Here is an 11609-nt window from a genome sequence, read left to right on the forward strand (position 1 = left end):
CAGCCGGGACGCCAGGTCATCGCTCCTCCGGCTCGATGGTGGTGGGGTCGGCGACGAGCAGCCGGTCCAGGTCGTCGGTGCTGACCTCCTCGACCAGCTCGACGCTGATCCGGCAGCCGTCCAGCACGACTTCGGCCACCGAGGACCGGCGGATCTCGCCGCCGGCGTCGTAGACCCGGACGCTCAGCTCCGGGCAGCCGAGATGGGTACGCCAGGCGTTCCACTCGGCACGATCGCCGACGCTCAGCGACAGGTAGCGGCAGCCTCGGGCCAGGTAGAGGCGCCAGGGGGCGGTCAGCCCCGCGGCGACCCCCTCGGCGATCAGCCCGAAGGCCTGGGCGCGGGTGGCGAGCTCGGTCACCACGACCACCTCACCGGGGGCGTGACGCATGTGAGCACCAATCGTCTCATGCACGTGACACACCGTAGAATGTCCCATGGGCGTGACAGTATCAGCTTTTCGTCCGCTTACGTTTGCCACTACGTTCATCTATTCTGCCCGCGTGACACCCCTCAACAGTGGCACTGACTCGTTTACCGGAAACCCGAACCTCTCGTCACGTCTGCGTGACAGTGGCGAGCCGGGGCGCGCGCCCGCTGCCGGCTGGCCGTACCGTCACGGAGTGACCGAGACGGCCAATGCGCGGAAGATCGCCTTCGCCACCTTCGTCCGGCGGGCTCTGGACGAGGCACGGGCGACCCGAGCCTGGAGCGGCACCGAGGTGTCCCGGCGCACCGGCGTCTCCCGGCAGACCATCAACCGCTGGGTCCGAGGCGACTGGGCCAGCGACCCGGAGGCCGAGCGGGTGGTCGCCTTCTGCGAGGGCCTGGGGTTGAACCCGGCCGCGGCCTTCGCCGCACTCGGCTGGGACCGCGCCGCGGCCGGCCCCCGCACCGGCCAGGCCGCCCCTCCGATGGACCCCGACGTGGAGGCGCTGCTGCGCCGTCTGGTCGATCCGCAGGTGTCGGACGCGGAGAAGTTCCACATCCGGGAAACCATCAGATACCTCGCATACCGCCCAACGTTGCCGGTCGATGTCCGAAAAAGGGGCAATCAGGCAGGCTAGTTCCTCAGATAGCGAAAGAACGCCTGGTCAGGTTCATTCGTTTGCCTCCGGGGCTGGAACGGGCACGCTAGCGTCCCTATTCGTACTGCTTGGGCTCGTCATCGGCGGGGGGACGGGACAAGGCCGAACCTAGCCCTGCGGGACAGAAGGAGGGGTCTGTCCATGACCCTGAAGTGGTTGGCAGTCGTGGTCGCAACGGTGTCGGTGACACTGTGGGCGACCGGCAACACGGTGACCCTCGCGGTCGACGGCGGGCAGCTGCCGCTGCTCGTCAACCTCTTTGCGCTCATCACCGCCGGCACCGCGGTCGTCCTGGCCGTCGTCGCCGAGCTGCACGAGCGTCTGAACAACCGAATCAGCGCGCTCACCGAGTTCCTGGTGGCACGGCTCAACGAGATCGACAACCACACCGGCGATCGCAACACCGGGTTCGTGGAGGGCTATCTGTTGAGCCATGGCCAGGAGGCGGCAGTGGTGCCGTTCGGCCGGCGCGGACGAGGAGCCGCCGAACGCTGATCCCGTACCGCTCAATGGGTCCGCTCGGCCAGGAATGAGCCTGGATCGCCGGGGTACGCTGACGCGCGTGCCGCCGTTGAATCTGGGCAATCAGCAGCCGAGAACCCCGTTGAACGCCGACCAGGCCTGGCGGATAACCGCCAGCCGGGCGGCCGGGACCGTGCTCTTCTTCGACTTCGACGGCACGCTCGCGCCCGTCGACGACGATCCGACAGCGGTACGCCCGGCACCCAAGGCGTTAGCCGCGATCGAGGCGCTCGCCCCGGTCGTGCAGCGGGTCGCGATCGTTTCCGCCCGACCCGTCGAGTTCCTTCGGGATCAGCTCGGCGGGCTCGCTGGCGTGGACCTCTACGGCCTCTACGGGCTGGAGCACAGCCACTCCGGCGGCGAGACGGTCACCGAACCGGCCGCGCTGCCCTGGGTGCCGACCATGGAGGAACTGGCCGATCTGGCCCGGGCGGAACTGCCGCCCGGCACGCTCGTGGAGTACAAGCGGCTCTCGGTCGCGCTGCACTGGCGTACCGCCCCGCAGCTCGGCGCGACAGTGCAGCAGTGGGGGCAGGCGCAGGCCGACCGTCTGGGGTTGCGCTCGCAGGCCGGGCGGATGGTGCTGGAGCTCAAGCCACCTGTCGACCGGGACAAGGGCATGGTGATCGGCGAGGCGATCAAGGGTGCCACCGGCGCCTGGTACTTCGGCGACGATGTCTCCGACATCAAGGCCTTCGCCGCGCTGCGCGCTCGCGCCGCCGCCGACCCGGACTTCCTCGGTGTCTGTGTGGCGGTGGCCAACCCGGAGACCGGCCACGAGGTGGCCAACGCCGCCGACCTGACCATCGAGTCGCCGGCCGCCCTGGGCGACTTCCTCACCCGGGCGCTGACCCATCTGCCCTGAACCGACCTGACTCCGACGGCGACCGACGGTGTCGCCGCCGGGGGTCAGGCGCCGTAACGGCGTTGTCTGGTGGCGTACGAGCGCAGGGCCCGCAGGAAGTCGATGTGCCGGAAGTCCGGCCAGTTGAGTTCGCAGAAGTAGAACTCCGAGTGCGCGGACTGCCAGAGCATGAAACCGGACAGCCGCTGCTCGCCGCTGGTGCGGATGACCAGGTCCGGGTCGGGCTGGCCCCGGGTGTAGAGGTGCTCGGCGATGTGCTCGACGTCCAGCACCTCGGCCAACTCCTCGATCGTGCCCCCGGTGGCGGCGTGCTCCAGCAGCAGCGAACGGACCGCGTCGGTGATCTCCCGGCGGCCGCCGTAGCCCACCGCGATGTTGACCTCCGCGCCGCCGGTGCGCTCGCGGGTGCGCTCCTCGGCGCCCTTGAGCGCCGCCGCGGTCTGCGCCGGCAGCAGGTCGAGCGCCCCGACGATGCGCAGTCGCCAGGGGTTGCCCTCCTCGGAGAGCTCCACCACCAGGTCCTCAATGATCTTGAGGAGCGGGTCCAGCTCGGCGGCCGGACGGCGCAGGTTGTCGGTGGCCAGCAGGTAGAGGGTCACGTGCCCGACCCCGGCCTGGTCACACCAGCCGAGGACGTGCTTGATCTTCGCCGCGCCGACCCGGTGCCCGTCGTTCGGGTCGACGAAGCCCATCTCCCTCGCCCATCGGCGGTTGCCGTCGCACATCACCCCGACGTGCCGGGGCACCGGCTTACCGGCGAGCTTCGCCGTGAGCCGGCGCTCGTACACGGAGTAGATAAGGTTCCGCAGCGTCATCACCTAGCAGCGTAGCGACCCTTCAGCCGGTCCACTGCCTCGGAGCCCCATCCCCGCCACCCAGACCGGCGCCGATCAGTGCGAGCGTACGAGCGGTGAGGCGTCCGTCACCCAGTCCCAACTCGACCACGTCGTAGAACACCCGGTCGTCCCGACGGGCGGCTCGGACCGCCGCGTCCACCACCCGGCGTCGCCGGGCCAACCAGGCCGCTACCGAACTGTGCCGCAGGTGGGTGCCGAGGCGCCGACGCAACCCGTCGGCGTAGCGGCCAGCCGCGCCCTCGGGCGACCGGGCCGCCGCCGAACCGGCGAGCGCGCCGGAGAGCAACGCGTAGAAGATGCCCTCCCCGGTGAACGGATTGATCAGTGACAGCGCGTCCCCGGCCAGCAGCGTGCGCCCACGCCCCGGCGCCGGCCGGTGGGTGGAGAGCGGCAGGTGATGCGCGCGCAACGCGGTAACTGTCGCCAGATCGGTGCCGGGCAGCAGCGCGGCCAGCCGGTCCAGCAGGTACGCGCGGCTCAGCGGCTCGCCACGCAGGACCTCCCCGTACCCGACGTTCGCCCGCCCGTCACCGATCGGAAACGACCAGGCGTACGCCGGCCAACGCGCCTTCGACGTGACGATGAGCTGCTCGGACGGGCCGGGCAGAGCCGGGGCGTACCCCCGGATGGCCAGCGCGAGGTGCCGGTCGGGGTTCTGCGGATGGCCGAGCGCCCGACGTACCACCGAGCCAGCGCCGTCCGCGCCGATCACCACCCGGCCGGACACCTGCCCGTCGAGCACCACCCGGTCCGCGCGCGGCTCGACCTGGCGCACCGTGTGCCGTCGCAACTGCGCGCCGGCGGCCACAGCGGCCGCCACCAGCCGCGCGTCGAAAACCTCCCGGGGCACCGTGTACGCGGGTCGGGGCAGAGCCCGAGCCACCGCACCGCCACCCGGCGAGATCATGCGTAACGCCGGCAGCGGCGCGTAGCCCGCCACCGCCTCGGTCACCCCCAGCTCGGCGAGCACATCCACCGAATGCGCGGCGATCCCGTCACCACACGCCTTGTCCCGGGGAAAATCGGCCCGGTCCAGCAGCAGCACGCTGGCACCGGCCCGGCGCGCCGTCAGCGCGGCTGCCGACCCGGCCGGCCCCGCCCCCACCACCACCACGTCGAACTCGTCACCCACCGCGCGCCTCCCTCCAGTCCGACGCGGCGCGGCCGTTCCCGCCGGGCGACCCGGTCGGCCTTGCGGCCGGCCGCCCCGACGATCTCCGCAACCACCCCGACGCCGACCGCTGTGACCGACGCCACCCGCCATCCTGCCCCCTGCCCGCCCTCGAAGACCGCTCCCGCACTGGGCCGACCGGTCTCAGCCCCCTCCTTTGCTCTGCACCCGCGGACGCGACGGTTACCGTCCGCGACTGTCGCCTATCGGGGTGCAGAGCAAAGGAGGGGATGGATGGACTGGGTCGCGGTCGGCCTGCCGGGTCGGCCCCAGCGGCGTCGGTGCGGCCCATCAGCGGTCAGGGTTGGGGTTCAGGTTGGGCCGCGTCGGTGGTGCGGGCGGCGCGGCGCAGGCCGTAGAGGGCCAGCCCGGCGGCGGCGAGCAGGGGTGCGCCGTCGCGGACCAGGCCGTCCACGCCCAGCAGCCACCAGCACAGCGGCAGATCCACGGCGAGTACGGCCACCGTGACGACGACCAGCAGGCCACGCGCCCAGTCCTTGCCCCGCATCAGGAACGCCGTGCAGAACAGCACCGCGTAGCTGGCCGTGATGCCAGCACCGAACCAGAACAGCACGGCCGGCACCGCTGTCAGTCGACCATCCAGGATGGAACCTCCGGCCACCAGCGCCGGCACCAGCATCAGCGGGCTGTAGGTGAAGGCCGCCACCCGGCTGGTCAACAACCAGGCACTGGCCTGTGGCCGGCGTGGAGGGGTTTCCCGCCAGGAGATGCCGTCCCGGTCGATGACGAGGCGTGGACGGTGCCGGACCAGATGCCCGGCCAACGCCGACGAGCGGTAGAGCAGCCAGACCACCGCGACACAGAGCGCCGTGAGAATGGCGAAGCCGAGCAGGCCGGGCAGCGGCGGCACTCCCTGCCGGGGCACGACGAGCCGGCCGACCGCGAAGATCGTGGTGACCGCGAGGATCAGGCCGAACGGGCGGGCCACCGTACGACCCCGCCGCACGTGCCCGATCAGCAGCAGGAAGCCGAACGAGCGCAGCATGGCCCAGCCGGTCCGTACGGCCAGCCCGAATCCCTGCTCCGGGGCGTACCACCAGTTGAGCAGCTCGACCACGACGGTGGCCGCCGCCGTCGTCGCCAGCAGGGTGGTCAGCACCCGGACGGCGGACGGCCGCCGGACCTGGGTCTCGGCGGCCGTCCTCATGAAATCCGATGTTGCCCGCGAAGGGTCTCGTTCACACCTATCGCTGCGGCTGCGCGGCGTCCAGGCGGGCGCGCAGCGCGTCCAACTCGGCCCAGAGCACGCCGGGCAGCTTGTCACCGAACTTCTCGAACCACTCGGTGATCATCGGCAGCTCGTTGCGCCACTCGTCCGGGTCGACCTTCAGCGCGATCCGAACATCCTCCGGGGTCATGTCCAGGCCCTCGACGTCGAGGGCGTCCGGAGCGGGGACCATGCCGACCGGCGTCTCGACCGCGCCGGCAGTGCCCTCGATCCGCTCGACGACCCACTTGAGCACCCGGGAGTTCTCCCCGAAGCCCGGCCAGAGGAACGAGCCGTCCGGGTCCTTGCGGAACCAGTTGACGTAGTAGATCTTGGGCAGCTTCGCCTCGTCGCCGTCGGCGCCCTTGCCCATCTCGATCCAGTGCCGGAAGTAGTCACCGGCGTGGTAGCCGATGAACGGCAGCATCGCCATCGGATCCCGCCGGACCACGCCGACGGCGCCGGACGCGGCGGCGGTGGTCTCCGAGGAGAGCGTGGCGCCCATGTAGACGCCGTGCACCCAGTCGCGGGCCTCGGTCACCAGCGGGATGGTGTCCTTGCGGCGTCCGCCGAAGAGGATCGCGTCGATCGGCACCCCGTTGGGGTCGAAGTACTCGTCGGCGAGGATCGGGCACTGGGTGATCGGGGTGCAGAACCGGCTGTTCGCGTGGGAGGACAGGCTGTCGCTCTCCGGCGTCCAGTCGTTGCCCTTCCAGTCGATCAGGTGTGCCGGCGGCTCGCCCATGCCTTCCCACCAGACGTCGCCGTCATCGGTGAGGCCGACGTTGGTGAAGACGGAGTTGCCCCGGTCCAGCGTGCGCATGGCGTTGGCGTTGGTCTTCCAGTCGGTGCCGGGCGCGACGCCGAACAGGCCGTACTCGGGGTTGACGGCGTAGAGGCGGCCGTCCGGGCCGAATCGCATCCAGGCGATGTCGTCGCCGATGGTCTCGACCTTCCAGCCGGGAATCGTCGGCTCCACCATGGCGAGGTTGGTCTTGCCGCAGGCAGACGGGAACGCGCCGGCGATGTGGTAGGTCTTGCCCTCAGGCGAGGTGATCTTGAGGATCAGCATGTGCTCGGCGAGCCAGCCCTCGTCCCGGCCCATCACACTGGCAATCCGCAGCGAGTAGCACTTCTTGCCCAGCAGCGAGTTGCCGCCGTAACCCGAGCCGTACGACCAGATCTCCCGGCTCTCCGGGAAGTGCGAGATGTACTTGGTGTCGTTGCACGGCCACGCGACATCCTGCTGGCCGGGGGCGAGCGGGGCGCCGATCGAGTGCAGCGCGTGCACGAAGTCGGCGTCGTCGCCCATGGCCTCGAGGACCCGGGTGCCCATCCGCGTCATGATGCGCATCGAGGCGACCACGTAGGGGCTGTCGGTGATCTCGACACCGAACATCGGGGACTCGGCCTCGACCGGCCCCATGACGAACGGGATGACGTACATGGTGCGACCGCGCATGGAGCCCCGGTACAGCTCCGTCATCGTCCGCTTCATCTCGGCCGGCGCCATCCAGTTGTTGGTGGGGCCAGCGTCCGCCTCGTCGACGGAACAGATGTAGGTGCGCTCCTCGACCCGGGCGACGTCCGTCGGGTCGGTGCGCGCGTAGAACGAGTTGGGCTTCTTCTCCGGGTTGAGCCGGATCAGTGTGCCGGCCTCGACCAGCTCATCGGTGAGGCGGCGCCACTCCTCGTCGGACCCGTCCACCCAGACGACACGGTCGGGGGTGGTCAGTTCCGCGACCTCACGGACCCAGGCGAGCAGTTTCGGATGGGACGTCGGGGCCTGATCAATACCCCGCACAACAGCCGGAGCAACCATGACACATCTCCTTGTGGTCGACGCTGACCGATCTATGGGATGCACGAGACTCAGCGGCGCGATGCGTCGCCTTCGTGGAAACCTGGGATTGGCCTCAGCGTAAACCGGGCAGCCTTCCGAGTCAGTGGGACAGGTTGTGAAGAACTGCACAAGCTACGGCCTCGCTGCGGCATCACGAGCTGATACCCGCTTTCCCGCGCAGTTTCACGCAAATCTTGTTGTGCACCCCGGCGGACGCTTGTTGCGGTCGGGCCGTGGACCTGCCCCGCCGACCGGTGCGGGGATTCCCGTTCCGCGGCGGCTCAGTCCTCCCAATTGGCTACGCTCTGTGCAGTGGTCACGTACGCGGCGCTGGACCCCTTCGGGAGACCACGCCCGCTTGCCGTTGCTACCCCTCTGACTGGCCGGCAGCCGGTAGGCTCCCTCCGTGGCCGCCACGATGACCGGGGAACAACCGGGTCCCCGGCAGACCCGACGGGGTCTCGTCGGCTTACTCCTCGACCGCTTCGGTCACCTCATCCGCGAGATGGGCAAGTTCGCCACGGTGGGCGGCTTCGCCTTCCTCGTCGACTTCGCGCTCTTCAACTACCTGACGAGCAAGCACGGCGTCGAAGAGCTGACGGCGAAAACGATCTCCACGGTGATCGCGGCGTCCGTCGCCTTCGTGGGCAACCGGTTCTGGACGTGGCGGCACCGCCAGCGCAACAACGCGGCCCGCGAGTACGCGCTCTTCTTCTTCTTCAACGCTGTCGGTCTCGGCATCACCGTGGCCTGCCTCGCACTCAGCCGCTACGGGCTTGGAGCCATCTGGCCGGCCGTGTTCCAGACGCGCCTGGCGGACAATCTCGCCAGCTACATCGTCGGCACCGGGTTCGCCACGCTGTTTCGATTCTGGTCATACCGGCGGTTCGTCTTCGTCGAAGCGGGAACCCCGACCCTTCCGCAGGTGAATCCCGATCGAGACCACGGGGCGTGACCTGCCGCCCACCTCGTTCGGCCGGTGATCGCCGGCCGCACCGACTGCCCTAAGGTGTTTCGCATGCGTCTTGTCCGCCTGCTGCCTGAGCGCTGGCAGAAGTTCATCCACGAGGCGCTCAAGTTCGGCATCGTCGGCGGCATCAACACCGTCATCAATTACGCGGTGTTCAATGCCCTTGCACTGACCGTTTTCGTCAACGGTCAGTTGAAGGCGACAGTGATCGCGACGATCGTCGCCACCATCACGTCGTACCTCATGAATCGGCACTGGACGTACCGCGATCGCCCGAAATCGGCGCTTCGCCGAGAATATCTGCTTTTCTTCCTATTCAACGGTGCTGGTCTGCTCATTGAGCTGGGGGCCGTGGCGGCAGCCAAGTACGGTCTCGGCGTACACGGCCTTCTGGCGCTGAATCTGGCCAAGACCGTCGGTGTCATGCTGGCCACGCTGTTCCGATTCTGGTCGTACCGCACCTTCGTCTTCCAACCCGTCGCACCGGCCGAGGACGAGGCCGCGAAGCCCGACTCCACCTGGCACGACATTCCGCGCGACGAGTGGGACACCATGGCGGAGATGGACCCGGTCGCCGAGTTGGCGGAATCGGTGTCCGAGCTGGAGGAGGCGGAATCTGCGCAACGCCTCGACTCCCCAGCCGGCGCACCGGCTCAGAGCCGGCTCCCGCGGCTGAGCGTCAGCCCCGCCGTCGACCTGGACGCGGAACTCGCTGCGGAGCTGCACGTCAGCACCCGTCGCGCGCCCCGACGGTGACGACACCCGACGCCCGCTCCGGCACGGGGCGACCGGCCGAGCTGTTCTTCGAGGATCTCGTCCCGGGGCTCACCGTCGACCTCGGCGTGGTCACCGTGGACGCCGACGAGATGGTCGCCTTCGCCCGCCGCTTCGACCCGCAGTGGTACCACGTCGACAGCGACCTGGCCGCCGCGAGCCGGCACGGCGGTCTGATCGCCAGCGGCTTCTACACGGTCAGCCTGTTCATGCGCGCGTACGTCGACCACCTGCTGTCCCGGGCCGCCGCTGACGCATCCCCCGGCCTGGAGGAGCTGCGTTGGCTCGCCCCGGTGCGGGCCGGCGACCGGCTCGCGGTCCGGGTCGACGTGATGGGCGCCCGACCGTCGACTGCCCGCCCCGGGCTCGGCACCGTCAGCCTCACCGGCACCATGCTGCGCCTCGGCCCGGACGACCGGCCCGAGCAGGAGGTGCTGCGGACCCGCTTCCGTGGCTGGTTCGCCGTGCGACCGGTCGAGGCCGACCCCGCCGAGGTCGAGGTCCAAGCCGAGGCCGAGGTTGAGGCCGAGGCCGAAGCCACCGACGCTGACCAGCCCGAGGTGGACCAGCCCGACCCCGGCCCGACCGCAGGGGACCCGTCCACCGTCGGGTCGTCCGACAGCGGCTCGACGGCCAGCAGCGGCTCACCCGAGGCCCAACGACCCGACTGACCCGCCCCGACCGCGCGGCAGGGGCGGGTCTCCACCGTCCGGTTCAGGTAGTGGTGTCGCGCAGCGGCTTGCCGTCCTGCATGTCGGCGAGCATGTCGCGCATCTCGCCGTCGCCCAGCGAGTGCTTGTCGTGCTGTGCCTCGACCAGCTCGTACAGGGTGGTCTGCACCCTCCCGACGTCCGGCACGTCGGCGAGCACCGACTGGCCGCGCTCACCTGCCGACTCGATGGTGAGCGTCCCGCAGCCGAGCAGACGCTCGACGAAACGCTGGTTCATCGAGTGGTCGTTGACCCGGGCGAGCGGGAGGTCCCGCCGGTCCCGGGAGAACACACCCTGCTGAAGCAGGACTCGCTCGTTCGTGAACAGGTAGTGGGTGGTGCGCCAGACCAGGAACGGCCACAGGCCGAGCCAGAGCACCGCGACCAGGGCGATCGCCCCGATCACGGCCAGCGCGATCGAACCGCCGCCACTCTCGGGCAACAGGAGCACGCCGACCACCACCGCGGCGATGGCCAGCACCAGCACCGCGATCGGCCGGATCAACGCCTTCCAGTGCGGATGCAGGTGCAGCACGACGTGCTCGTCCTCGGTGAGCACGTCTTCAGGAAACGCCACGGGAACCTCCAACGCGATTTTCTAGACGCGCAGACGGTAAACCCCCCAAGCCCCGCCACGACATCCGCCGCGCGGGCCCACTCGGGCTCTTCGTGATCTTGCCCGTCCTCAGCGGAGGTGCAGGACGTCGCCGGCGGCCAGGGTCCGGGCGCCGGTCGACGTGGTGACCATCAGTTGGCCGTCCGGGTCCACTCCGGTGGCGGTGCCGGTCAGGGACTCGCCGTTGGGGAGCAGGACGCGTACCTCGCGTCCGATCGTCGCGCAGGCCGCCAGGTAGGCGTCGCGCAGGCCGCTGGCCACCGCGTCGCCGCCCGCCGAACGCCAACGGTCGTACCAGTCGGCGACCGCGCGCAGCAGCGCCCGCAGCAGCGGATCCCGATCGGTGGCCACAGCGCCGGCCAACTGGAGCGAGGTGGCCGGCAGCCCGGTCGGATTCACCGGCAGCTCGTCGGCGCGCAACGTCACGTTGAGCCCGATGCCCAGCACGATGGCCGGCGGTTGGTCCGGCGCCCGTCCGGGCACCGCCTCGGCCAGCACGCCCGCGCACTTCGCGTCGTCGATCAGCAGGTCGTTCGGCCATTTGAGGCTGGCTTCCAGCTCGGCCAGCCGGGCCACCGCCTCGACCAGCGCCACGCCGGCCAGCAACGGCAGCCACCCGTACCCAGTGGGTGTCGCCGGCAGCCAGCCGCGGTCCGGCACGGCCTCGCCGGGCCGCAGCAGGACGCTCGTCGCGATGCCGGCCCGCGCCGGCGACTGCCAGACCCGACCGCGTCGGCCGCGCCCTTCGGTCTGCCGCTCGGCGACCACTACCAGGCCCTCGGGCTCGCCGGCCCGGGCGGCCTCGGCCACGTCGGCGTTCGTGGAGCCGGTCTCGGCACGCAGCTCCAGCCGGGCCCACGGCCCGTTCGGCGCTGTCAACGCGCGGCGCAGCCGGGCCGCCGACAGCGGCGGCCGGTCCAGATCGGTGTACGGGGAGCCCGACATTCCGCCAGCCTACGGCGGTG

Annotated in this window: 13 protein-coding genes; 6 read left to right on the forward strand and 7 right to left on the reverse strand. The window is 70.3% G+C overall.

Going from position 1 to position 11609, the window contains the following annotated elements; all coding sequences use genetic code 11:
* Positions 1–16: 16 nt before the first annotated feature.
* Positions 17–361 carry a hypothetical protein gene (locus tag NIE111_RS11610; protein ID WP_030328857.1) on the reverse strand — a complete coding sequence of 115 codons (345 nt, stop codon included), beginning with the start codon at positions 359–361 and terminating at the stop codon, positions 17–19.
* A 262-nt stretch (positions 362–623) separates the two neighbouring features.
* Between NIE111_RS11610 and NIE111_RS11615 the strand changes: the two genes are divergently transcribed.
* From NIE111_RS11615 to otsB, 3 genes are all read left to right on the forward strand, one after another.
* Positions 624–1067: an XRE family transcriptional regulator gene (locus NIE111_RS11615; RefSeq protein ID WP_091394342.1), complete on the forward strand. Its 444-nt coding sequence runs from the start codon at positions 624–626 to the stop codon at positions 1065–1067.
* Between the two features lie 162 nt (positions 1068–1229).
* Positions 1230–1583 (forward strand): hypothetical protein, encoded by a 354-nt coding sequence (locus NIE111_RS11620; protein WP_210784414.1) that lies wholly within the window; start codon positions 1230–1232, stop codon positions 1581–1583.
* A 67-nt stretch (positions 1584–1650) separates the two neighbouring features.
* Complete coding sequence (otsB, locus tag NIE111_RS11625; protein ID WP_238684422.1) at positions 1651–2475, forward strand: trehalose-phosphatase; 825 nt, start codon at positions 1651–1653, stop codon at positions 2473–2475.
* 44 nt (positions 2476–2519) lie between these two features.
* Here the strand turns inward: otsB and NIE111_RS11630 are convergent, their stop codons facing one another.
* The 4 genes from NIE111_RS11630 to NIE111_RS11645 all read right to left on the reverse strand — a co-directional run bounded on the left by NIE111_RS11630 (position 2520) and on the right by NIE111_RS11645 (position 7553).
* Positions 2520–3290, reverse strand: a complete 771-nt coding sequence (locus tag NIE111_RS11630) for an isoprenyl transferase (protein ID WP_091394347.1) — start codon at positions 3288–3290, stop codon at positions 2520–2522.
* Positions 3291–3312: 22 nt separating this feature from the next.
* Complete coding sequence (locus NIE111_RS11635; protein WP_238684423.1) at positions 3313–4464, reverse strand: geranylgeranyl reductase family protein; 1152 nt, start codon at positions 4462–4464, stop codon at positions 3313–3315.
* A gap of 337 nt (positions 4465–4801) precedes the next feature.
* Entirely contained in the window at positions 4802–5671 is an 870-nt protein-coding gene (locus NIE111_RS11640) for a hypothetical protein (protein ID WP_238684424.1), read from the reverse strand.
* A gap of 37 nt (positions 5672–5708) precedes the next feature.
* Positions 5709–7553, reverse strand: a complete 1845-nt coding sequence (locus NIE111_RS11645; RefSeq protein WP_238684425.1) for a phosphoenolpyruvate carboxykinase (GTP) — start codon at positions 7551–7553, stop codon at positions 5709–5711.
* A 439-nt stretch (positions 7554–7992) separates the two neighbouring features.
* Here NIE111_RS11645 and NIE111_RS11650 point away from each other — a divergent pair, with 439 nt between their 5' ends.
* From NIE111_RS11650 to NIE111_RS11660, 3 genes are all read left to right on the forward strand, one after another.
* Entirely contained in the window at positions 7993–8529 is a 537-nt protein-coding gene (locus tag NIE111_RS11650) for a GtrA family protein (RefSeq protein ID WP_274525128.1), read from the forward strand.
* Positions 8530–8592: 63 nt separating this feature from the next.
* Entirely contained in the window at positions 8593–9300 is a 708-nt protein-coding gene (locus tag NIE111_RS11655) for a GtrA family protein (RefSeq protein ID WP_238684427.1), read from the forward strand.
* Positions 9297–9989, forward strand: coding sequence for a MaoC/PaaZ C-terminal domain-containing protein (locus NIE111_RS11660; RefSeq protein WP_238684428.1), 693 nt, complete (start codon positions 9297–9299; stop codon positions 9987–9989). Before NIE111_RS11655 ends, NIE111_RS11660 begins: the two co-directional genes overlap by 4 nt.
* Positions 9990–10032: 43 nt before the next feature.
* Here the strand turns inward: NIE111_RS11660 and NIE111_RS11665 are convergent, their stop codons facing one another.
* Both NIE111_RS11665 and NIE111_RS11670 read right to left on the reverse strand, forming a co-directional pair.
* Positions 10033–10605: a PH domain-containing protein gene (locus tag NIE111_RS11665; protein ID WP_238684429.1), complete on the reverse strand. Its 573-nt coding sequence runs from the start codon at positions 10603–10605 to the stop codon at positions 10033–10035.
* 108 nt (positions 10606–10713) lie between these two features.
* On the reverse strand, positions 10714–11589 hold the full coding sequence (locus NIE111_RS11670) for a biotin--[acetyl-CoA-carboxylase] ligase (RefSeq protein ID WP_238684430.1): 876 nt from the start codon (positions 11587–11589) through the stop codon (positions 10714–10716).
* Positions 11590–11609: the final 20 nt, after the last annotated feature.

The organism is Micromonospora hortensis (genome assembly GCF_022230935.1).
Lineage (GTDB): Bacteria > Actinomycetota > Actinomycetes > Mycobacteriales > Micromonosporaceae > Micromonospora > Micromonospora hortensis.